This is a genomic window from Streptomyces fuscichromogenes, from assembly GCF_014645815.1.
GTDB classification, from domain to species: domain Bacteria; phylum Actinomycetota; class Actinomycetes; order Streptomycetales; family Streptomycetaceae; genus Streptomyces; species Streptomyces fuscichromogenes.
In genome coordinates, this window is sequence record NZ_BMML01000028.1 from 1 (window position 1) to 21352 (window position 21352).

At 71.4% G+C, this 21352-nt stretch carries 17 protein-coding genes; 9 read left to right on the top strand and 8 right to left on the bottom strand.

The window, feature by feature from the left end; all coding sequences use genetic code 11:
• Nucleotides 1-128: 128 nt before the first annotated feature.
• Genes IEZ11_RS41135 through IEZ11_RS41155 form a run of 5 tightly spaced genes read right to left on the bottom strand, consistent with a single transcriptional unit; the run spans nucleotide 129 to nucleotide 5790 of the window.
• Nucleotides 129-1439 (bottom strand): DUF58 domain-containing protein, encoded by a 1311-nt coding sequence (locus tag IEZ11_RS41135; RefSeq protein WP_189268172.1) that lies wholly within the window; start codon nucleotides 1437-1439, stop codon nucleotides 129-131.
• Nucleotides 1439-2428 (bottom strand): AAA family ATPase, encoded by a 990-nt coding sequence (locus tag IEZ11_RS41140; protein WP_189268173.1) that lies wholly within the window; start codon nucleotides 2426-2428, stop codon nucleotides 1439-1441. The genes IEZ11_RS41135 and IEZ11_RS41140 overlap by 1 nt, the downstream gene beginning before the upstream one ends.
• Nucleotides 2428-3627 (bottom strand): DUF4350 domain-containing protein, encoded by a 1200-nt coding sequence (locus IEZ11_RS41145; protein ID WP_189268174.1) that lies wholly within the window; start codon nucleotides 3625-3627, stop codon nucleotides 2428-2430. The genes IEZ11_RS41140 and IEZ11_RS41145 overlap by 1 nt, the downstream gene beginning before the upstream one ends.
• Entirely contained in the window at nucleotides 3624-4379 is a 756-nt protein-coding gene (locus tag IEZ11_RS41150; RefSeq protein ID WP_229713668.1) for a DUF4129 domain-containing protein, read from the bottom strand. Before IEZ11_RS41150 ends, IEZ11_RS41145 begins: the two co-directional genes overlap by 4 nt.
• A gap of 34 nt (nucleotides 4380-4413) precedes the next feature.
• Nucleotides 4414-5790: a DUF7847 domain-containing protein gene (locus IEZ11_RS41155; RefSeq protein ID WP_189268176.1), complete on the bottom strand. Its 1377-nt coding sequence runs from the start codon at nucleotides 5788-5790 to the stop codon at nucleotides 4414-4416.
• Between the two features lie 140 nt (nucleotides 5791-5930).
• Here IEZ11_RS41155 and mtnA point away from each other — a divergent pair, with 140 nt between their 5' ends.
• The 7 genes from mtnA (at nucleotide 5931) to IEZ11_RS41190 (ending at nucleotide 14705) form a co-directional block, all read left to right on the top strand.
• Nucleotides 5931-7073, top strand: coding sequence for an S-methyl-5-thioribose-1-phosphate isomerase (mtnA, locus tag IEZ11_RS41160; protein WP_189268177.1), 1143 nt, complete (start codon nucleotides 5931-5933; stop codon nucleotides 7071-7073).
• Between the two features lie 4 nt (nucleotides 7074-7077).
• Complete coding sequence (gene mtrA, locus IEZ11_RS41165) at nucleotides 7078-7767, top strand: two-component system response regulator MtrA (RefSeq protein WP_015659998.1); 690 nt, start codon at nucleotides 7078-7080, stop codon at nucleotides 7765-7767.
• A gap of 1 nt (nucleotide 7768) precedes the next feature.
• Complete coding sequence (mtrB, locus tag IEZ11_RS41170; RefSeq protein WP_189268178.1) at nucleotides 7769-9811, top strand: MtrAB system histidine kinase MtrB; 2043 nt, start codon at nucleotides 7769-7771, stop codon at nucleotides 9809-9811.
• Nucleotides 9801-11642 (top strand): LpqB family beta-propeller domain-containing protein, encoded by a 1842-nt coding sequence (locus IEZ11_RS41175; RefSeq protein ID WP_189268179.1) that lies wholly within the window; start codon nucleotides 9801-9803, stop codon nucleotides 11640-11642. The genes mtrB and IEZ11_RS41175 overlap by 11 nt, the downstream gene beginning before the upstream one ends.
• Before the next feature lie 202 nt (nucleotides 11643-11844).
• Nucleotides 11845-12741: a ComF family protein gene (locus IEZ11_RS41180; RefSeq protein ID WP_189268180.1), complete on the top strand. Its 897-nt coding sequence runs from the start codon at nucleotides 11845-11847 to the stop codon at nucleotides 12739-12741.
• 313 nt (nucleotides 12742-13054) lie between these two features.
• The gene (gene hpf / locus IEZ11_RS41185) at nucleotides 13055-13747 is read left to right on the top strand and encodes a ribosome hibernation-promoting factor, HPF/YfiA family (protein WP_229713669.1); all 693 of its coding nucleotides are present in this window, start codon (nucleotides 13055-13057) and stop codon (nucleotides 13745-13747) included.
• A gap of 208 nt (nucleotides 13748-13955) precedes the next feature.
• A complete protein-coding gene (locus IEZ11_RS41190) occupies nucleotides 13956-14705 on the top strand; it encodes a response regulator (RefSeq protein ID WP_189268182.1) in 750 nt (249 codons plus the stop codon).
• Nucleotides 14706-14714: 9 nt separating this feature from the next.
• On the opposite strand, the gene IEZ11_RS41195 is transcribed toward IEZ11_RS41190, so the two are convergent.
• Together IEZ11_RS41195 and IEZ11_RS41200 are read right to left on the bottom strand one after the other, a co-directional pair.
• Nucleotides 14715-15905 (bottom strand): winged helix-turn-helix domain-containing protein, encoded by a 1191-nt coding sequence (locus IEZ11_RS41195; RefSeq protein ID WP_189268183.1) that lies wholly within the window; start codon nucleotides 15903-15905, stop codon nucleotides 14715-14717.
• A gap of 49 nt (nucleotides 15906-15954) precedes the next feature.
• On the bottom strand, nucleotides 15955-16530 hold the full coding sequence (locus IEZ11_RS41200) for a GNAT family N-acetyltransferase (RefSeq protein WP_189268184.1): 576 nt from the start codon (nucleotides 16528-16530) through the stop codon (nucleotides 15955-15957).
• A gap of 347 nt (nucleotides 16531-16877) precedes the next feature.
• Here IEZ11_RS41200 and secA point away from each other — a divergent pair, with 347 nt between their 5' ends.
• The gene (gene secA, locus IEZ11_RS41205) at nucleotides 16878-19724 is read left to right on the top strand and encodes a preprotein translocase subunit SecA (RefSeq protein WP_189268185.1); all 2847 of its coding nucleotides are present in this window, start codon (nucleotides 16878-16880) and stop codon (nucleotides 19722-19724) included.
• A 292-nt stretch (nucleotides 19725-20016) separates the two neighbouring features.
• On the opposite strand, the gene IEZ11_RS41210 is transcribed toward secA, so the two are convergent.
• Nucleotides 20017-20478 (bottom strand): Rv3235 family protein, encoded by a 462-nt coding sequence (locus IEZ11_RS41210; RefSeq protein ID WP_189268186.1) that lies wholly within the window; start codon nucleotides 20476-20478, stop codon nucleotides 20017-20019.
• Between the two features lie 327 nt (nucleotides 20479-20805).
• On the opposite strand from IEZ11_RS41210, the gene IEZ11_RS41215 reads away from it, so the two are divergent.
• Nucleotides 20806-21321 carry a DUF6912 family protein gene (locus IEZ11_RS41215; RefSeq protein WP_189268187.1) on the top strand — a complete coding sequence of 172 codons (516 nt, stop codon included), beginning with the start codon at nucleotides 20806-20808 and terminating at the stop codon, nucleotides 21319-21321.
• Nucleotides 21322-21352: the final 31 nt, after the last annotated feature.

Consider the following 21352-nt stretch of genomic DNA (forward strand, 5'->3'; position numbering starts at 1 on the left):
TAGGACACCGCCGAACAAATTTTGGGAAAACCCCCGCATCGGAAGATGCGGGGGTTTTCTGCGTTTCAGGGGTCTGTCATCTCTGCTGAGCAGGCCAAGCCCTTCTCGCTCAGCAGAGATGCGGAAAATCAGAGTCGGCCTGCCGCCTTCAGCGCGAGGTAGGCGTCCGCCAATGCGGGAGCGAGATCATCAGGCGTCGCGTCCACGACCGTGACAAGGCGCCGGCGGAGTTGCTCCGCGGTCCGATGCCGTTCGCTCTGGGCCTGCGCGGCCGCCGCGGCCTCGTACACCGCGTCGGTGTTTCCACGAGCCGTCGCCATACGGGCGATATGCGGGTCGGCCACAGAGGCGAGCAGCACCGTGTGGCGCTGGGTCAGTTGGGAGAGCACGGGAAGCAAGCCCTGTTCGACCGGGGCCGTGTCGAGCGTCGTGAACAGGACGATCAGGGAGCGGCGTGGAGCCGTGCGGAGCGCGGTGGCGGTGAGCCCCCGGGCGTCCGTCTCGACGAGCTCGGGCTCCAGTGTGGCCATGGCGTTGACCAGGGACGGCAGGACGTCGCCCGCGGCGCGGCCCTGGACGAGGGCGCGGACTCGGCGGTCGTAGGCGAGGAGGTCCACGCGGTCGCCCGCGCGGGACGCGAGGGCCGCCAGCAGGAGTGCCGCGTCCATGGAGGCATCCAGGCGGGGGGCGTCGCCGACTCGGCCGGCGGAGGTACGGCCGGTGTCGAGGACCAGGAGGATGCGCCGGTCGCGTTCGGGACGCCAGGTGCGTACCGCGACCGCGGACTGCCGTGCCGTGGCGCGCCAGTCGATGGAGCGGGTGTCGTCGCCGGGGACGTACTCGCGCAGGCTGTCGAATTCCGTGCCCTCGCCACGGGTCAGAACGCTGGTGCGGCCGTCGAGTTCACGCAATCGGGCGAGTTTCGAGGGCAGGTGCTTGCGGCTGGTGAAGGGGGGCAGGACCCTTACGGTCCAGGGCACTTTGTGGCCGCTCTGCCGGGAGAACAGGCCGAGGGGGCCGTAGGAGCGGATCGTGACGCGGTCCGCTTGGCGGTCACCGCGGCGGGTGGGGCGTAGGCGGGTGGTGACGCGTCGGCGTTCGCCCGGCGGGACGGCCAGGCGGTGACGCGAGGCCTCGACTTCCGTGCCGGGCTGCCAGCTGCTCGGCGGCCAGGCGTCCCGGATGCGGGCCCGGAGCGGGCGCCCGGACGGGTTGGTGACCGTCAGGGTGACGTCCGCGGTCTCGCCCAGGCGGGCGGAGATGTCGCCGGAGCGGGTCAGCACGAGGCGTCGTACAGGGGCCGCCAGGGCGAAGTCGCAGGCGCAGGCGAGCGCCAGCGGGCCGTCGACGGCGAGGATGCCCGTCCAGCTCGGTTCCCAGATACCGATGGGGATCGATCCGATGGCCGCGATGAGGGCGGCGCGTCCGGTGAGGGGCATCAGCGGGGGACCGGGACGTGGGCGAGGATCGCGTTGATGACGGAGTCGGCGGTCACGCCCTCCATCTCGGCCTCGGGGCGGAGCTGGACGCGGTGGCGGAGGGTGGGCAGGGCGAGGGCTTTGACGTCGTCGGGGATGACGTAGTCGCGGCCGGTCAGCCACGCCCAGGCGCGCGAGGTGGCCAGGAGGGCCGTGGCGCCGCGTGGGGATACGCCGAGGGTGAGCGAAGGGGACTCACGGGTGGCTCGGCAGATGTCGACCACGTATGCGGTGATCTCCGGGGAGACGGTCGTCTTGGCGACGGCGGCGCGGGCGGCTTCGAGCTGGGCGGGGCCTGCGACGGGGCGGACACCGGCGGCGCGCAGGTCGCGGGGGTTGAAGCCCTCGGCATGTCGGGTGAGGACGTCGATCTCGTCCTGACGGGAGGGGAGAGGGATCGTCAGCTTCAGCAGGAAGCGGTCGAGTTGGGCTTCCGGGAGGGGATAGGTGCCCTCGTACTCGACGGGGTTCTGGGTCGCGGCGACCAGGAACGGGTCGGGCAGGAGGCGCGGCGTGCCGTCCACCGTGACCTGGCGTTCCTCCATGGCTTCGAGGAGGGACGACTGGGTCTTGGGCGGGGTGCGGTTGATCTCGTCCGCGAGGAGGAGGTTGGTGAAGACCGGGCCGGGCTGGAAGGAGAACTCGGCGGTGCGGGTGTCGTAGACGAGGGAGCCCGTGATGTCGCTCGGCATGAGGTCGGGGGTGAACTGGACGCGCTTGGTGTCGAGTTCGAGCGTGGCCGCGAGGGCGCGGACGAGCAACGTTTTGGCGACTCCGGGGACTCCTTCAAGGAGAACGTGTCCGCGGCACAGGAGAGCTACGACGAGACCGGTCACGGCGGAGTCCTGGCCGACCACGGCTTTGGCGATCTCCGCGCGCAGGGCCTCCAGAGAGGCCCGGGCGTCGGCCGGGGCCCCGGTGTTCCCGGCGTTGTCAGTGGTCGGGTCCATCATGGACGGCGTACCTCTCTTTCGAGGGCGTCGAGCTGGTCGGTGAGGGCGATGAGGGCCGCGTCGTCGCCGGGCGGCGGTCCGAAGAGCAGGGCGTGCAGGGCCTGTCCGTCGCCGTGGAGGTGCGCGGACAGGGCGGGGAGCAGGGCCTCGGGCGCGTGCGCCTGGGAGACGGGGACGCCTACGAGGGGGGCGAGACGGGTGCGGGCGGTGGAGCGAAGAGCGGTGGCGGCGCGGTCGCGGGCGCTCGCCTTGCGGTAGAGACGGGCGCGGCCTTCGACGGTTTCGGAGGCGCGTATCGCCACGGGGAGTTTCTCGGGTACGAGGGGGCCGAGCCGACGTGCCCGCCAGAAGGCGGCGAGGGCTGCGGCGATGAAGAGCTGGAGCGTGCCCCAGAGCCAGCCCGAGGGCAGCAGGTCGAACAGGGACTTCTGGTCGCCGGTGTCGGTGGCCGTCGCGTCGGAGAGCGAGGGGAGGTACCAGACCAGATGGGGGCGGGAGCCGAGGAGTTGGAGGGCGAGCGAGGCGTTGCCCTGCTCGTCGAGGCGGTCGTTGAGCAGGATGTCGGGCGCGCCGAGGACGACGGTGTCACCGCCCCCGGAGGCCGCGGGGACGCGCAGCAGGGTGGCCAGGCGCTGGCTGGGGTAGCAGGAGTCGGCGTCGAGGTGGGTGGTGGTGTAGCGGATGCCACCGGTGTCGGCGCTGCCCGCTCGCCGGGCCGCGGTCAGGGTGCAGTGGGGTGCGAGTGTGGACCTGAGGCTGGTGGCGGGGTCGGCGGTGACGCCGGGGGCGAGCCGTTCGACGGACGGGCTGCCGGCGGCGACCAGGACGGTGCGGCCGCCCGACCGGGCTGTCGACGCCCGCAGCTGGGTCTGCTGATGCGGGGTCAGGAGGTCCGGGACGGCGACGAGAAGGGTGGTGTCCCGGCCGGCCGCGGCGCGTGCCTCGGCCAGGGTGGTGACTACACGTGTGTCCACGCCCCGGTCGGCGAGGAGTTCGGCGACGGCACGGCTGCCGGACTGGTCGGCGGAGCGCGGGTCGAGGTCGCCGTGCCTGGTGTCGGAGCGGATGACGGCGATGGCGACGGCCCCGGCGAGGACGAGCACCACGGCGAGGACGATGCCTCGGGTGCGGGTCCACACCTGACGGGTGGTGGGTGCGGTGGAGGTGGTCGGGAGGGTGGCCACGCCGGTGGTCATTCGGCGGCTCCCTGGCGGGTGTTGTGGGCCGTGCTGTGGGTGCTGCCGGCGAGGATCGGCTTGCTGTGTTCCAGGTCGCGGTCGAGGCTGGTGACGTGGTCGTACGACGCCTGGGTAGCCCTGCGGCCGCCGTACGTCACGTCGTCGAACTCCCGGGCGGCGGCGCGCAGTCGGTCGGTGTGGGCGGGCAGGGCGCGGCCGGCTTCGGCGGCGGCCTCGTCGGCGGTGCGGCCGGGGCGGATGTCGAGCAGCGCGCGTTCCTCCAGGGCGCGGACGACGGCGCGCATGCGTTCCTGGAGGGCCTGGTTCCAGTGGCCCTGGGCGGCGTGTGCCTCGGCGGCCGCGCGGTGTTCGGCGGCGCTGCGGGGACGGTCGTCGAACAGGGCGGCGGCGGAGACAGGTTGGCGGCCGGGGGTGCCCAGGCGCCACCACAGGGCGCCCAGGACGGCGATGACGGCCAGGACCACGACGACCAGGCCCAGTGCGCCTCCGGGTGTCGCGGACGCGGCGGCGGCCAGCAGGCGGTCGATCCAGTCCAGGACGGCGTTCAGGGCGCGCTGCAGCAGCCCGGGATCGTGCTCGTGGTACATCCGTTTGGACAGCTCACGCCGTGCCGCCTCCCGCGCGGGGTCGCGTGGGGTGGTCACCGGCGGTTGGTCGCCCGAGCCGGTCAGCGACAGCAGGGCTGTGTCCCGGGCCCGCAGCAGGCCTCGTACGGCCTCGCCGGCAGCGCGCGGCAGGGTTGCGGGCACTGCTGTGAGGACTCCCCCCGTCGGGCTCACCGCATCAGCTCCCGGGGACGGTGCCGGGGGTGCCGGCGCCGTAGTTCTCGACACCGGCGGCGCGGGCCAGTTCGAGGTCGAGGGCCTCGCGGCGGATGCGCTGGTCGATGTAGAGGAGCACGGTGACGCCCGCGTTGATCGGGAAGGTGAGCATGGAGCCGATCACCGAGCCGATGCCGCTGATGAGGAGGAACGTCCAGCCGTAGTTGGTGTTGGTGTTCTCGAGGAAGCCGGTCAGGCCGTTGCCGCTGGTGTAGGCCCCGAGCAGGGTGAAGGGGACCACGGCGAGCGACGAGACGATGTTGGCGATGATCGAGGCGAGGAACTGGATGCCGAAGACCCGCCACCAGGAGCCGCGGACCAGCTTCATGGAGCGGCCCAGCGACTTGGTGATGCCCTGCTTCTCCAGCATGAGTGCGGGCGAGGCCAGGGAGAAGCGGACCATCAGCCACACGGTGACGACGGCACCGGCGAGGATGCCGAGGACCAGCAGGGCGGCGATGGCGCCTCCGGGGCCGCCGGCGATCGCGACGACGATGCCGGGCAGCGCGCCGACGAGCAGGACGCCGACCGCGATGAGTCCGGTCAGGAGGATGAGGCCGAACAGCTTGAGGACCTGCGGGCGGGCGTCGCGCCAGGCCTCACCGATGGTGACGGACTTGCCGAGCACAGCGCGGCTGGTGACGGTCGTCAGCAGGGCTGTCGCGATGATGGTGCCGACCAGGGTGATCAGCACGACGGCGCCCGAGCTGAGCGCGACCTCGCCCGCGGCGCGGCTGATCTCGCTGAGGGAGGCGCTCGGGTCGTTGAGGGCGTCGGTGGTCTCGGTGTCGTTCAGGACCAGGCCCTGGAGCAGGATCACCGCGACCTCGGTGATGACGGCGACCGTCAGCGAGATGCCGAGGACCGTGCGCCAGTAGGTGCGCATGGTGGAGACCGCGCCGTCGAGGATCTCGCCGACGCCGAGCGGGCGGAGCGGGATCACGCCGGGCTTGGCGGCGGGCGGGGGGCCGCCCCAGCCGCCGCCCCAGGCTCCGTATCCCCCGGGCGGGCCGTATCCACCGGGGCCTCCAGGGCCTCCGTGTCCTCCGGGCCCGCCGTATCCGCCGCCGGGGGGCCGGCCGCCCCAGCCGGGGCCGGGGGGTGGTGGCGGCGGTGCCTGGCCTGGTGCCGGGGCGCCGGTGGGCGCGGACCACTGGCCGGGCGGCGGCTGCTCCTTGGACCACTGCGAGCCGGAACCCTGTGGATCCGGTCCCGGCTGATCGGCGGGCTGCTCGGCAGGTTCTGCGGGGACGGGGCGGTCGGCAGGGGCGGACGCGCCGGGTTCCCGCCCGTCGGACGGGGCGGATCCGGGCGAGGCCCAGCCCGGAGTGTCGTTCATCGAAGCTCCTTCACGGTGCCCGTCCGCTGTCGCGGTGGCAGGTTGGCTGCCATCGTGCCATGGGGTGGGTGCCCAGTGACCGGCCGCGGTAGAGGCTGCGCACCTTCAATTGTCCGCCGGATACGGGGCAGACTGACCGCATGGCTGATCAGTACGCGCAAACCGGCGAGGACAAGCGGCCGACGGGAATACCGGTGATCCGGTGGGAGGAGCCGCCCGAGGGTCCTGTGGTGGTCCTTCTCGACCAGACCAGACTGCCGAGTGAGGAGGTCGAGCTGGTGTGCACGGACGCGTCGGCGCTGGTCGAGGCGATCCGTTCGCTGGCGGTGCGCGGGGCGCCGGTGCTCGGGATAGCGGGCGCCTACGGGGTCGCGCTCGCCGCCGCGCGGGGCTTCGACGTGGACGAGGCCGCGGTGGCCCTGTCGGGTGCCCGGCCCACGGCCGTGAACCTGTCCGTCGGGGTGCGCAGGGCCGCGGCGGCGTACCGGTCCGCTCTGGTCAAGGGCGGTGACGGCGGGGCGGCGGCCGCGGCGGCGCTCGATGCGGCGCGGACGCTGCACCGGGAGGATGCCGAGGCCAGCGCCCGGATGGCCCGGCATGGGCTGGCGCTGCTGGACGAGTTGCTGCCCGGCGGAGGGCACCGGATCCTGACCCACTGCAACACGGGTTCGCTGGTGTCGGGAGGGGAGGGCACGGCGTTCGCGGTGGCCCTCCGGGCCCATCGGGCAGGGCGGTTGCGACGGCTCTGGGTGGACGAAACGCGTCCGTTGCTGCAAGGTGCTCGCCTGACGGCATACGAAGCGGCTCGCAGCGGTATGGCGTACACCTTGCTCACCGACAACGCGGCCGGTTCGCTGTTCGCGGCGGGTGAGGTGGACGCGGTGCTGATCGGGGCGGACCGGATCGCGGCCGACGGATCGGTGGCGAACAAGGTGGGGAGCTATCCGCTCGCGGTGCTCGCGCGGTACCACCATGTGCCGTTCATCGTGGTGGCCCCGGTGACGACGGTGGATCCGGCGACACCGGACGGGGCGGCCATCGAGGTCGAACAGCGCCCCGGATATGAGGTGACCGAGGTCACAGCACCACAGGTGCCGGTGGCGGGAGCGGGAGGCGGGATTCCGGTGGCACCCCTGGGAACCCAGGCGTACAACCCGGCGTTCGACGTGACGCCGCCGGAACTGGTGACGGCGATCGTCACCGAGGAAGGCGCCGTTTCGCCCGTGACAGCCGAGGCTCTTGCCGAGCTGTGTGCCAGGTCACGCCAGGTAACGATTAGCTAATGGGATGATGTCGTTTATGAAGGGACGAGTCCTTGTCGTCGACGACGACACCGCACTGGCCGAGATGCTCGGCATCGTGCTGCGTGGTGAAGGTTTTGAGCCGTCTTTCGTAGCCGACGGCGACAAGGCGCTGGCCGCTTTCCGTGAGACCAAGCCCGACCTGGTGCTCCTGGACCTGATGCTGCCCGGTCGGGACGGTATCGAGGTATGCCGTCTGATCAGGGCGGAGTCCGGGGTGCCGATCGTGATGCTCACGGCGAAGAGCGACACCGTCGACGTGGTCGTGGGCCTGGAATCGGGCGCGGACGACTACATCGTGAAGCCGTTCAAGCCGAAGGAGCTGGTGGCCCGGATCCGGGCCAGGCTGCGCAGGTCGGAGGAGCCGGCGCCGGAACAGCTGGCCATAGGTGACCTGGTCATCGATGTGGCCGGGCATTCGGTGAAGCGGGACGGGCAGTCGATCGCGCTGACCCCGCTGGAGTTCGACCTGCTGGTCGCGCTCGCCCGCAAGCCGTGGCAGGTGTTCACGCGTGAGGTGCTCCTTGAGCAGGTCTGGGGCTACCGGCACGCGGCGGACACCCGTCTTGTCAACGTTCACGTCCAGCGGTTGCGCTCCAAGGTCGAGAAGGACCCGGAGCGGCCGGAGATCGTGGTGACCGTCCGTGGTGTCGGATACAAGGCGGGACCCAGCTGACATGTCCGGGGACAGTGCCGCTTCGGCCCCCGGTCGGTCCGGGGACCGTCCGGAGCGGCCTGTCGGCGGGAATCGGCTGGGAAAGCGCTGGCGGCTGCTCTTCGAGGGCGGACTGCTCCAGGGCGGGGTTCAGGGCAGCCCGGTGCTGCGCCTGTTCATGCGCTGGGTGCGGCGGCCGCTGCTGCCGGTCATGCGGCTGTGGCGGCGCAACATCCAGCTCAAGGTCGTCGTCACGACCCTGCTGATGTCGTTGGGCGTCGTACTGCTGCTCGGCTTCGTCGTCATCGGGCAGGTCCGCAACGGCCTGCTGGACGCCAAGGTGAAGGCCTCGCAGAGCCAGGCCACCGGTGGTTTCTCGGTGGCCAAGCAGAAGGCCGACGAGGCCGCGACCGGCGTCAGTGACACCGCCCAGACGGCGGACGGACGGCAGTCGCAGAACCTCACCTCGTGGATGAGCGACCTCGTGGAGTCCCTGTCCAGCGGTGGCCAGGGTGCCTTCGACGTGGTGACGCTGCCCGCGGGCGACAACAACGGCGGCGGCGGTCGCGGACCGCGCGCCTCCGGCCAGGTCGACCCGACGGCCAGTGTTCCCGACGCCCTGCGCACGAGGATCAACGGCAGTATCACCGCCGCGCAGAGCTACACGCGGATCATCTACACGGACGACAAGGAGTCGCAGCCTGCTCTGGTCATCGGCAAGCAGGTCAACGACCCGAACAACGATCCGTACGAGCTGTACTACCTCTTCCCGCTCACCCAGGAGGAGAAGTCCCTCAGCCTGGTGAAGGGCACGCTGGCGACCGCCGGGCTGTTCGTCGTCGTGCTCCTCGGGGCCATCGCCTGGCTCGTGGTGCGCCAGGTCGTGACGCCCGTGCGGATGGCGGCCGGGATCGCCGAGCGGCTGTCCGCGGGGCGGCTTCAGGAGCGGATGAAGGTCACCGGCGAGGACGACATCGCGCGGCTCGGCGAGGCCTTCAACAAGATGGCGCAGAACCTCCAGCTGAAGATCCAGCAGCTGGAGGACCTGTCACGGATGCAGCGCCGGTTCGTCTCCGACGTCTCGCACGAGCTGCGGACGCCGTTGACGACCGTGCGGATGGCCGCGGACGTCATCCACGATGCACGCGAGGACTTCGACCCGGTGACCGCGCGGTCCGCGGAACTGCTCGCCGACCAGCTGGACCGGTTCGAGTCGCTCCTCGCCGACCTGCTGGAGATCAGCCGCTTCGACGCGGGCGCGGCGGCACTGGAGGCCGAGCCGATAGACCTCAGGGAGGTCGTACGGCGGGTGGTCAGCGGGGCCGAGCCGCTCGCGGAGCGCAAGGGCACGCACATACGCGTGGTCGGCGACCTGCAGCCCGTGGTGGCCGAGGCGGACGCCCGGCGGGTGGAGCGGGTGCTGCGCAACCTCGTCGTCAACGCCGTGGAGCACGGCGAGGGCAAGGACGTCGTCGTCAAGCTGGCGGCGGCCGGCGGCGCGGTCGCGGTCGCGGTGCGCGACTACGGTGTCGGGCTCAAGCCCGGCGAGGCGACCCGGGTCTTCAGCCGCTTCTGGCGGGCGGACCCGGCACGCGCGCGTACCACCGGCGGTACCGGCCTGGGACTGTCGATCGCCCTGGAGGACGCGCGGCTGCACGGCGGCTGGCTGCAGGCGTGGGGGGAGCCGGGCGGCGGCTCGCAGTTCCGGCTGACGCTCCCCAGGACGGCGGACGAGCCGCTGCGGGGCTCGCCGATACCCCTGGAACCCAAGGACTCCCGGCGCAACCGGGGTCCCGACGGCGCCGGTCCGCCGGGCGGTGGCGAGGACAAGCGGGCGACGGTACCGGTGCAGCCCGGTGGCCAGGCGTCGCCGCTGGCGCCCATGCAGCAGCGGCTGGCCGCGGTGGCGCCCACGGCCGATCCGACCGCGCTGCCCGGCAACGGCGCGCGCGTGGTGCCCCGGCCGGCCCAGGGCGCACGGCGTCAGGAGGGCCCGCCCGAGACCGGTCAGGCCGGCGGGGCGGACGAGTCGAACAAGCCAGGGGAGGCATTTCGTGGGCGCTGACCGCGAGGGGAGCGCTCGGCGCGGACCGGCGCGCGCGGTGGCGTACGCCGCCTGTGGGGCCGTACTGCTGGGGGGCTGCGCCTCGATGCCGGACAGCGGCGACCTGCGGGACGTCGAGTCCACGCCGCGGCAGGACACACAGGTGCGGGTGTTCGCCATACCGCCGCAGCAGGACGCCTCGGCCACGGAGATCGTGCAGGGTTTCCTGGAGGCCCTGACCAGTGACGATCCGAACTACGACACGGCGCGCAAGTATCTGACCAAGGCCGCCGCGAAGACCTGGCAGCCGGAGTCGCAGACCACCGTGCTGGCGAACGGGCCCAGCATCCAGACGGACTCGCGCCCGGTGAACCGGGAGGGCGACAGCGGCATCACCTACACGTTCCAGGGCAGCCGGGTGGCCACGGTCGACGCGCAGCAGGCGTACGCGCCCGCGGACGGGGCCTACCGCCGGACGGTGCATCTGACCAAGGACGGCAAGAGCGGACAGTGGCGGATCGACTCGCTGCCGCAGGGTGTGGTGATGGGCAAGTCCGACTTCCAGCGCAACTACACGTCCGTCGACAAGTACTACTTCGCTTCGGACACGTCGGCCGAGGAGACCGGGCAGCCGGTGGCGGTCGCCGATCCCGTCTTCGTGCGCAGCAGCGTGGACCCGACGACCCAGCTGGTGCGTTCGCTGCTCAGCGGCCCCACCACCTGGCTCGGCCCGGTGGTCCGGTCGAGTTTCCCGACCGGTACGACGCTGAAGAAGGGCGTGTCGGGGCTGGCCCCGGACGACCAGAACCGGGTCACGGTGCCGCTGAACGTCAAGGCGTCCCGGATCGGCTCGGCCATGTGCAACGAGATGGCGACCCAGCTGCTCTTCACGCTGCGGAACCTGACGCCCACCGTGGAATCGGTCGCCGTGCAGTCCGTCAGCGGTGCCCACATGTGCGACGCCAACGAGGAGCAGGCGGAGACCACCGCCTGGCGGGCCTCGACCAAGCGCCCCGAGTACCTGTACTTCCTTGACGCCAAACACCGGCTGGTGCGGATGGCGACCGGCGGCAGCGGTACCACCGGCGCGGTCGCCGTACCGGGCCCGTTCGGCGCGGGCACCAAGCCGCTGCGGTCGGTCGCGGTCGCCCGCGACGAGCGGACCGCAGCCGGGGTCGGCAGCGACGGCAGGGCGCTGTACGTCACCTCGCTCGCGTCGGACGGTTCGCTGGGCAACGCGGTGCTGACCAGTCACGGTGCGACCGAGGACGACCGGCTGACGGCGCCGAGCTGGGACGCCCGCGGCGATCTGTGGGTGGCCGACCGGAACCCGGCCAAGCCGCAGTTGTACATGCTGGCGCAGGGCGTGGGCCAGCCGCTGGCCGTGCAGATCCCCGAACTGAACGGCCGTGTCGAGGACGTGCGGGTCGCCGCGGACGGGGTGCGGATCGCGCTCGTCGTCGAGAAGGACGGCAAGCAGTCGCTGCTCGTCGGGCGGATCGAACGCACCAAGTCCGATGACCAGCAGGAGGTTTCGGTCCTCGAACTGCGCTCCGCCACCCCCGGCTCCGAGGAGGTCACCGCGATGTCCTGGGCCGGGGACAGCCGGCTCGTGGTGGTCGGGCGCGAGCAGGGCGGCGTGCAGCAGACGCGGTACGTCCAGGTCGACGGCTCCACCCCGGACGGGCCGGCGCCCGCGGCGCTCACGGGCGTCCTGGCGATCGCCGCGTCCGAGGACGACCGGGTGCCCCTGGTGGCCGACTCGCAGGACGACGGGATCGTCCGGCTGCCGTCCGGGGACCAGTGGCAGAAGGTGGTCAAGGACGGGTCGGCGCCGGTCTATCCCGGCTGAGCCCCGAGCCGTGCGTGAGCGGCCGTCCCGGACCGGCACCGAGCCGACGGGACGGCCGTTTCTCGTTTCCGGGTGCGGCACCTGCCTACGACATGGGCTTCTCACCCGTGTGGGTGACGTGCTGTGCGTATGGCGTGGAGTTGTCCACAGGCGGTTGTCCACAGGGGTGGCCGGTCCGGCCGGTCGTTGGCACAGTGGGCACATGCGGGGGTGGTGGCAGGACCTCACCGACCTGGTGCTACCGGCCGAGTGCGGAGGCTGCGGGACGCCTCGTACGGTGCTCTGCGCGGAGTGCCGTGCCGCCCTGAGCGGGGCCGTACCGCGCCGGGTGCGACCGGTGCCGGAGCCGCCGGGGCTGCCGGCGGTGTACGCGGCGGCGCCTTACGCGGACGAGGTACGGGCGGCTCTCCTCGCCCACAAGGAGCGCGGCGCGCTGGCGCTCGCCGGGGTGCTGGGCGCGACGCTCGCGGGAGCGGTGCGGGCCGGCCTCCGCGACGGCAGGATCGTGCGGGTCGTCGGCTCGTGGACCGGTACGGCGGACGGCGCCGCCGGGTCCGGGCCCGTGTTGCTCGTTCCGGTGCCGTCCGCGCCGTGGGCCGTGCGGGCGCGGGGACACGATCCGGTGCGGCGGATCGCCCTCGCGGCGGCCGCGGAGCTGCGGCGTGCCGGGACCCCGGCCCGGGTCGCCCCGGTGCTGCGGCAGCGGCGGGCCGTGGCCGACCAGGCGGGGCTCAACTCCCGGCAGCGGTTCGCGAACATCGCGGGTGCGCTGGAGGTGACGGAGTACGGTGCCGGGCTGCTCGCCGGGGGTCGGGTCGTCCTCGTCGACGACCTCGTCACCACGGGCGCCACCCTCGCGGAGGCGGCACGCGCGGTGCGGGAGGCGGCGGAGGACGCCGGGGCAGGAGAGGGCACGACGGCCGTGTATCGGCGCGCGGCCTGGGCAGGAAGGGAGGAACGGAAGGCCGGACCAGGGGAAGAGCCGGCGAGGTGGAGACGGGAGACACCGGGAATGGCCGAGGTGAACGGCCTGGCGGGGTCGGTCCGTGCGGCTGTGGTCGCGGCCGCACCGGATTCTTTCGAAATGAACCGGAACTGACCGTGAACGTACAACGTTGCAGGTAGTGACAGGGCCAATTCACCTGAATGGAGGTACGCATCAGTAGAGGGTGACGACATCCGTCCGGGCGAGATATGTTCGGTTGTGAGAGGGAAAGCCGCAGGCCATGTCTCTCCTATCCGAATGCCGTGCCGCGGGTTTTCCGCAATCATCGCGGTGCTGGGGTGCAGATCTTGCCCAAGGGGGAGGAGGAGGTGAAGTCGCCGAGTCCGTGGCTCCGGGGTTCACCGGAGCTGGTGCAAAAGGGAGACGCTCCGCAGTGCAGCGGAGTGATCCGGGAACGGAGTTCTGCGTGGACATCGTCGTCAAGGGCCGCAAGACCGAGGTGCCCGAGCGGTTCCGCAAGCACGTGGCCGAGAAGCTGAAGCTGGAGAAGATCCAGAAGCTCGACGGCAAGGTGATCAGCCTCGACGTCGAGGTGTCCAAGGAGCCCAACCCCCGACAGGCCGACCGCTGTGACCGAGTGGAGATCACGCTCCGCTCCCGCGGTCCGGTGATCCGGGCGGAGGCAGCGGCCAGTGACCCGTACGCGGCACTCGACCTGGCGGCGGAGAAGCTGGACGCGCGGCTGCGCAAGCAGCACGACAAGCGGTTCTCGCGCCGTGGCGCACGGCGGATCACGGCCGCCGAGGTCCCCGACCACGTCCCGGGCGCGGCGACGCTCAACGGGAACGGCTATCCCGTCCATGAGGAAGAGCCCGACGGCGTGCCCACCAAGAAGATGGGCTCCCTGGAGGTGAAGGGCGAAGGCCCCCTCATCGTCCGCGAGAAGACCCACGTCGCCTCCCCGATGAGCCTCGACCAGGCCCTCTACGAGATGGAACTGGTCGGACACGACTTCTACCTGTTCGTCGACTCCGAGACCAAGGAGCCGAGTGTCGTCTACCGGCGGCACGCTTACGACTACGGCGTCATCCACCTGAGCACGGACCCGATGGTTGCCCAGGCGCAACCCCCGGCGGCGGGAGGCACGCTGGGCGGCTGACCCGCCCGGCCGGCAGCCGAGCCGGTGCCCCTGGATGCGCCGTGCGCGCCCCCAGGGGCACCGGTGTGCGACCACTTGGCGCCCCGCTCCGTGACCTCGTTTTCGCCCGGGCATGGAATCATGGCCGCAACGGCCCAACCGGTGGGCCGCTGCCTTGGGTTGGCGGATGGCACAGCACCACAGGCCACAGCCTTCAGGGGGAGGAACGATGGCGGACAGTTTCGGACCGATGCAGGACGGTGATGCCGACGGCGGCGTCGTCGGCATGGGCCCGGACGCGGGCGGTGTTCCACGCAAGGAACCGATCAGGGTCCTTGTCGTCGACGACCATGCCCTCTTCCGCCGCGGACTGGAGATCGTGCTCGCCGCCGAGGAGGACATCCAGGTCGTCGGGGAGGCGGGCGACGGCGCGGAGGCCGTCGACAAGGCCGCCGACCTGCTGCCCGACATCGTGCTGATGGACGTCCGGATGCCCAAGCGGGGCGGCATCGAGGCCTGCACCTCCATCAAGGAGGTCGCACCCAGCGCGAAGATCATCATGCTGACGATCAGTGACGAAGAGGCCGACCTCTACGAAGCGATCAAGGCGGGCGCGACCGGATACCTCCTCAAGGAGATCTCCACCGACGAGGTGGCCACCGCAATTCGCGCGGTGGCCGACGGGCAGTCGCAGATCAGCCCGTCCATGGCGTCGAAACTCCTCACCGAGTTCAAGTCGATGATCCAGCGCACCGACGAGCGCCGGCTGGTGCCGGCGCCGCGGCTCACCGACCGGGAACTCGAAGTGCTCAAGCTGGTCGCCACGGGGATGAACAACCGCGATATCGCGAAGGAGTTGTTCATCTCCGAGAACACCGTGAAGAACCATGTGCGCAACATCCTGGAGAAGCTCCAGCTGCACTCCAGGATGGAGGCGGTGGTCTACGCGATGCGGGAGAAGATCCTCGAAATCCGCTGAGGCCGCCGGTCAGCGAAGTGCGATGATCAGGGCGCGGGTCACTTCCTTGAGAAGCGGCTCGCGCAGTTCGGGGGCGTCCACGCGTTCCACGCGCACCGTCATGCAGTCCACCCAGCTCGCCGCCTCGATCAGCGCCTCCGCCACCGCCGGGATCGCCTTCGGGCCGTCCAGTGTGACCTGGCGGGCCACCAGGATGCCGCCTGCCTCGCGCGCCGGGTCCACCCGGCCCACGAGCCGGCCGCCGGCCAGCACGGGCATCGCGTAGTAGCCGTGCACCCGCTTCGGCTTCGGGACGTAGGCCTCCAGACGGTGGGTGAAACCGAAGATCCGTTCCGTGCGCGCCCGGTCCCAGATCAGGGAGTCGAACGGGGAGAGCAGCGTCGTACGGTGCCGGCCGCGCGGGGGCGCGGCCAGGGCCGCCGGGTCCGCCCAGGCGGGCTTCCCCCAGCCCTCGACCTCGACCGGTACCAGACCCGAGTCGGCGATCACGGCGTCGACCTGCTCGCCCTTGAGCCGGTGGTAGTCGGCGATGTCCGCGCGGGTGCCGACGCCCAGCGACTGCCCGGCCAGCCGGACCAGGCGGCGCAGGCACTCGGCGTCGTCCAGCTCGTCGTGGAGCAGCTCGCCCGGGACCGCGCGCTCGGCCAGGTCGTACACCCGCTTCCAGCCGCGCCGCTCGACGCACACCACCTCGCCGTACATCAGCGCCCGCTCCACGGCGACCTTGGTGCCGGACCAGTCCCACCACTCGCTGGTCTTCTTCGCGCCGCCCAACTCCGTCGCGGTCAGCGGGCCTTCGTCGCGCAGCTGCTTGATGACCTGGTCGTAGGCGCCCTCGGGGAGATCGTGGCTCCAGTGCGGGCGGTCGCGGTAGGCGCGGCGGCGGAAGGCGAAGTGCGGCCACTCCTCGATGGGGAGGATGCAGGCCGCGTGCGACCAGTACTCGAAGGCGTGCGCGTCCTGCCAGTAGGCGGCCTCGACCGTCCGGCGGCCGACGCGGCCGAGACGGGCGTACGGAATGAGCTCGTGGGAGCGGGCGAGGACCGAGATGGTGTCGAGCTGGACCGCGCCGAGGTGGCGGAGCACGCCCCGGACGCCGGAGCGGCGGTCGGGGGCGCCGAGGAAGCCCTGTGCCTTCAGCGCGATACGACGGGCTTCGTCCGCCGAGAGGGTGGCGGCGGGGCGCGGGAGGGTCGTCATGGACCGGACGATAGAGGGTGGCACTGACAGTCCGGCGCGAGCTGCGGTTTCAGCCCTGCGACGGGGCCGGCAGGTAGGGCGCCGCCGACGGCAGGCCCAGGTCCGACGGAAGCAGGGAGCCCACCCAGCAGTCGCGTCGTACGCCCTTGTTGTTGAGGGAGGAGCGCAGGGTGCCCTCGACGGTGAAGCCGGCGCGTTCCGCGACCGCGCGGGAGGCGTGGTTGCCGACCTCGGCACGCCACTCGACCCGGTCGATCGCCATCCGCGTGAACGCCCAGCGGGCGGCCGCCAGGGTGGCCTCGGCGGCGTAACCGTGGCCGCGGTGCTCCTTGGCGGTCCAGAAGCCCACCTCGGCCGCCCCCAGGGAGCGCATGGTCAGGGCGAGCATCCCGGCCAGCTCCCCGGTCGGCAGGAAGACGCCGAAGGTGAACATCGAACCCTCGGACCAGCCGTCCGGGACCATCTGCTCCGTGAAGCTGCGGGCGTGCTCGGCGAGGTACGGCGAAGGGATCGTCGTCCAGCGCTGGATGTCGGGATCCTGGACGGCCGCGTACACCGCGTCGGTGTCCTGCGGGCCGACCGCGCGCAGCAGCAGACGAGGAGTGGTGAGCGTGACGGGTTCCATCGGCCGATTCTGCTCGCCGTGGCGGCCGGTACGCCATCGGTTTCGCCGTCCGTGACCGCGTGATCACATTTCGCGCATTTCCTCGTCCCGGCGCGGCACTATCCGCGGGCCCCGGCCGTTGTCCCCCATGAAGCGGCAAATCCCAGCGACACCACCCGGCACCACCCCTCAATCCCCTGCAACAGTGACACGAGGCGGGCTCACAGGGCCCGCAGGAAAGTGACGGACGGCCGTTGGGCCGCCCAGGCCTCCCGACGTGGCCGGGTCCTCGCATACGATGGCCGTTGCTCAGTACGTCAAATGGAAACCGACCCTCCCAGGCCCGACCGGCAAGGAGACAAACCCCCGTGTCCGTCCTCTCGAAGATCATGCGTGCAGGCGAAGGCAAGATCCTGCGCAAGCTGCACCGCATCGCGGACCAGGTCAACTCCATCGAAGAGGACTTCGTCGACCTCTCCGACGCCGAGCTGCGGGCCCTCACCGATGAGTACAAGCAGCGCTACGCCGACGGCGAGAGCCTCGACGACCTGCTCCCCGAGGCCTTCGCCACCGTTCGCGAGGCCGCCAAGCGCGCCCTCGGCCAGCGTCACTACGACGTGCAGATCATGGGCGGCGCGGCTCTCCACCTCGGCTACGTGGCGGAGATGAAGACCGGTGAGGGCAAGACCCTCGTCGGCACCCTGCCCGCGTACCTCAACGCGCTGTCGGGCAAGGGCGTCCACCTCATCACGGTCAACGACTACCTGGCCGAGCGCGACTCCGAGATGATGGGCCGTGTCCACAAGTTCCTGGGCCTGAGCGTCGGCTGCATCCTCGCCAACATGACGCCGGCCCAGCGCCGCGAGCAGTACGCGTGCGACATCACGTACGGCACGAACAACGAGTTCGGCTTCGACTACCTGCGCGACAACATGGCGTGGGCCCAGGACGAGCTCGTCCAGCGCGGCCACAACTTCGCCATCGTGGACGAGGTCGACTCCATCCTGGTCGACGAGGCCCGTACGCCGCTGATCATCTCCGGCCCGGCCGACCAGGCCACCAAGTGGTACGGCGACTTCGCCAAGCTGGTGCTGCGCCTGAAGAAGGGCGAGGCCGGCAACCCGCTCAAGGGCATCGAGGAGACCGGCGACTACGAGGTCGACGAGAAGAAGCGCACGGTCGCGATCCACGAGTCCGGTGTCTCCAAGGTCGAGGACTGGCTGGGCATCGACAACCTCTACGAGTCGGTGAACACCCCTCTGGTGGGCTACCTGAACAACGCCATCAAGGCGAAGGAGCTCTTCAAGAAGGACAAGGACTACGTCGTCATGGACGGCGAAGTCATGATCGTCGACGAGCACACCGGCCGTATCCTCGCCGGCCGCCGCTACAACGAGGGCATGCACCAGGCGATCGAGGCGAAGGAAGGGGTGGACATCAAGGACGAGAACCAGACCCTCGCCACGATCACCCTCCAGAACTTCTTCCGCCTCTACAAGCGCCACGACCACAACGACAAGGAACAGCCGGGCCTGTCCGGCATGACCGGTACGGCCATGACCGAGGCCGCCGAGTTCCACCAGATCTACAAGCTCGGCGTGGTCCCGATCCCGACGAACCGGCCGATGATCCGCAAGGACCAGTCGGACCTGATCTACCGCACCGAGGTCGCCAAGTTCGAGGCGGTCGTCGACGACATCGCGGAGAAGCACGAGAAGGGCCAGCCGATCCTGGTCGGCACGACCTCCGTCGAGAAGTCGGAGTACCTCTCGCAGCAGCTCTCCAAGCGCGGTATCCAGCACGAGGTGCTCAACGCCAAGCACCACGAGCGCGAGGCGACGATCGTCGCGCAGGCCGGCCGGCGGGGCGCCGTCACGGTGGCCACCAACATGGCCGGCCGTGGTACCGACATCAAGCTCGGCGGCAACCCCGAGGACCTCGCCGAGGCGGAGCTGCGCCAGCGCGGCCTCGACCCCGAGGAGCACATCGAGGAGTGGGCGCAGGCGCTGCCCGCCGCCCTGGAGAAGGCCGCGCAGGCGGTCAAGGCCGAGTTCGAGGAGGTCAAGGACCTCGGCGGCCTCTACGTCCTCGGTACCGAGCGGCACGAGTCGCGCCGGATCGACAACCAGCTGCGCGGTCGTTCCGGCCGTCAGGGCGACCCCGGCGAGTCCCGCTTCTACCTCTCCCTCGGCGACGACCTGATGCGCCTGTTCAAGGCCCAGATGGTCGAGCGCGTGATGTCCATGGCGAACGTGCCGGACGACGTGCCGATCGAGAACAAGATGGTCACCCGCGCGATCGCGTCCGCGCAGTCGCAGGTCGAGCAGCAGAACTTCGAGACGCGTAAGAACGTCCTGAAGTACGACGAGGTGCTCAACCGGCAGCGTGAGGTCATCTACGGCGAGCGCCGCCGCGTCCTGGAGGGCGAGGACCTCCAGGAGCAGATCCAGCACTTCACGAACGACACGATCGACGCGTACGTCGGTGCGGAGACCGCCGAGGGCTTCCCGGAGGACTGGGACCTCGACCGCCTGTGGGGCGCCTTCAAGCAGCTCTACCCGGTGAAGGTCACCGTCGACGAGCTGGAGGAGGCGGCCGGTGACCGCGCCGGCCTGACCGCCGAGTACATCTCCGAGTCCATCAAGGACGACGTCCACGAGCAGTACGAGTCGCGCGAGGCGCAGCTCGGCTCGGAGATCATGCGGGAGCTGGAGCGCCGGGTCGTGCTGTCGGTCCTGGACCGCAAGTGGCGCGAGCACCTGTACGAGATGGACTACCTCCAGGAGGGCATCGGCCTGCGCGCGATGGCCCAGAAGGACCCGCTGGTCGAGTACCAGCGCGAGGGCTTCGACATGTTCACCGCGATGATGGACGGCATCAAGGAGGAGTCCGTCGGCTACCTGTTCAACCTGGAGGTCCAGGTCGAGCAGCAGGTCGAGGAGGTCCCGGTCGAGGACGCCGACGAGGTCACGGACGGCGTCCAGGACGCGGTGCCGGCCCAGGCGGGCTCCCGTCCCGAGATCCGTGCCAAGGGCCTGGAGGCGCCGCAGCGGCGGGGCATGCACTTCTCCGCGGCCACCGTGGACGGCGAGGGCGGCATCGTCGAGGGCGAATTCGACTACGACGACGATGAGCCGGCCCGCTCCGAGGCCGACGGCCTGACCCGCGCCGAGCGCCGCAAGCAGGCGAAGAGCCGCCGCGGCCGCCGGAAGTAACCCCGGCAGCAGAGAGCGTCGCGCAAGGGTCGGCCCCCTGGAGAAGGGGGCCGGCCCTTCGGCTTGGGCGATTCCCGGGACGGCGGCCCGGCACGGCTCGGACGGGCGCCCGTACGGCCACGACGGGCGCCTGTACGCACCGGCCGGAGCCCATGCGGCGGGACTGCGGCCAGGACCGGGCGGCTCGGCCCCGTGGCCGTATCCCGGCCGTATCCCGGCCCGTCAGCCGCCGTCAGCCGCCGTCAGCCGCCGTCGGTCGCCGTCAGCGGCGGTCAGCGGCGGTCAGCGGCGGTCAGTCGTCGTGTGGGGCGCGTGGGCCGCCCATCTCCACGGCCGTGCAGCGCCAGCGCAGGTCCGCGCCCTGTTCCAGGCGGAAGGCCATCGCACGCAGCCGGTCGCCCGCGGCGATGCGCGCGAAGACCTCCAGGGCACCGGCGCGTGGGACGAAGTAGCCGATGTCGCGGACGACGGGGTCGTTGCCGTGGGTGCGCAGGGGGCCGCGTTCGGCGAGCCGGGCCAGGTCGTCGTAGGCGCGCCCGGCGGTGTGGCGGAGCATCCAGTGGACGGGGCGGCGGCCGCTCAGGACGGCCAGCAGACGCTCCGCGAAGAGGTCGGTGGGGCGCGGGCCCGGCGGAGCCGCCGGAGGCGTGAGCGGCCTGCGGGAGGAGGGGGCGCCGGGGCGGCGGGAGTCGCGGCGGCCGGGCGGCCGGGTACCCGGGCGGAGGTGGGCGGTCCGGGTCATGACCTTGTTCATGGGGGGTCACCGTTCGGCGGGCCCGGCGGATACCGGGCGGTAACTTTCGGTCACGGATCTTGTACGGGGCCGGGGCGGCGACAGCAAGGCGGCGATGGTCCATGCCGGGGGTCCCGGAATGTTCACCTATCCGAGTGATCGAGGGTGCGGGGAACCCGCTGGGCGGGCGGCGGCACCGGGTGAATCGCGGGGCGTGGGGTGGACGCTCCCGACATCACCGCCCGGGACTCGAAAGGGGACGCCCGCACGTATCCTGAAGGCCCTCCGGGAGGCGCCAGAACCTGCCGGGGACGCCGAGTCGAAGAGTCCGGAAGAGAGCGGCCAGCCATGCGCGTCTACGTCCCCCTGACCCTCCCCGGGCTTGCCGAGGCGCACAAGACGGGCGAACTGGGGACCGGTCCCTTCGTCGCCTACGCCGTCACGCCCGCGCTGCGCGAGTGGTACCTCTCCGACGACATGGAGGAACTGGAGTACGCCGCGCTCAACCGGGCCGCGCTGGCCTCCCTGCGGCTGCTGGCCGCGGACCCGGACGCGATGCGGCGCCGGGTCGTGGTCGCCGTGGACGTCCCCGACGGCGCGGCGGCGGCCGACCCGGACCGCGGGCTGGACCCGGCGGCGCTCGGCGAGGTCCGGGTGACCGGGACGGTGGCGCTGGCCAAGGCGGCCTCGGTGCACGTCGACTCCGACGACGCGGACGAGGACGTGACGGCGGCGGCCGACGCGCTGGAGGCGGCGGACGGCGGGGACGACGACGCGCAGTTCGTCGTGGACGGGGCCGAGGACCACGAACTGCTCTGGTACGCCACGCAGGAGATCCCGAACCTGGTGGTCTTCGGCGGCTGAGCGGGGCCGACGGGGGCCGACGGGGCCCGGC

What these genes read in the sequence shown, in the direction of transcription:
- IEZ11_RS41135 (WP_189268172.1), bottom strand. Translation starts at nt 1,439, where the DNA reads ATGCCCCTCACCGGACGCGCCGCCCTCATCGCGGCCATCGGATCGATC.
- IEZ11_RS41140 (WP_189268173.1), bottom strand. Translation starts at nt 2,428, where the DNA reads ATGGACCCGACCACTGACAACGCCGGGAACACCGGGGCCCCGGCCGAC.
- IEZ11_RS41145 (WP_189268174.1), bottom strand. Translation starts at nt 3,627, where the DNA reads ATGACCACCGGCGTGGCCACCCTCCCGACCACCTCCACCGCACCCACC.
- IEZ11_RS41155 (WP_189268176.1), bottom strand. Translation starts at nt 5,790, where the DNA reads ATGAACGACACTCCGGGCTGGGCCTCGCCCGGATCCGCCCCGTCCGAC.
- mtnA (WP_189268177.1), top strand. Translation starts at nt 5,931, where the DNA reads ATGGCTGATCAGTACGCGCAAACCGGCGAGGACAAGCGGCCGACGGGA.
- mtrA (WP_015659998.1), top strand. Translation starts at nt 7,078, where the DNA reads ATGATGTCGTTTATGAAGGGACGAGTCCTTGTCGTCGACGACGACACC.
- mtrB (WP_189268178.1), top strand. Translation starts at nt 7,769, where the DNA reads ATGTCCGGGGACAGTGCCGCTTCGGCCCCCGGTCGGTCCGGGGACCGT.
- IEZ11_RS41180 (WP_189268180.1), top strand. Translation starts at nt 11,845, where the DNA reads ATGCGGGGGTGGTGGCAGGACCTCACCGACCTGGTGCTACCGGCCGAG.
- IEZ11_RS41190 (WP_189268182.1), top strand. Translation starts at nt 13,956, where the DNA reads ATGGCGGACAGTTTCGGACCGATGCAGGACGGTGATGCCGACGGCGGC.
- IEZ11_RS41195 (WP_189268183.1), bottom strand. Translation starts at nt 15,905, where the DNA reads ATGACGACCCTCCCGCGCCCCGCCGCCACCCTCTCGGCGGACGAAGCC.
- IEZ11_RS41200 (WP_189268184.1), bottom strand. Translation starts at nt 16,530, where the DNA reads ATGGAACCCGTCACGCTCACCACTCCTCGTCTGCTGCTGCGCGCGGTC.
- IEZ11_RS41210 (WP_189268186.1), bottom strand. Translation starts at nt 20,478, where the DNA reads ATGAACAAGGTCATGACCCGGACCGCCCACCTCCGCCCGGGTACCCGG.
- IEZ11_RS41215 (WP_189268187.1), top strand. Translation starts at nt 20,806, where the DNA reads ATGCGCGTCTACGTCCCCCTGACCCTCCCCGGGCTTGCCGAGGCGCAC.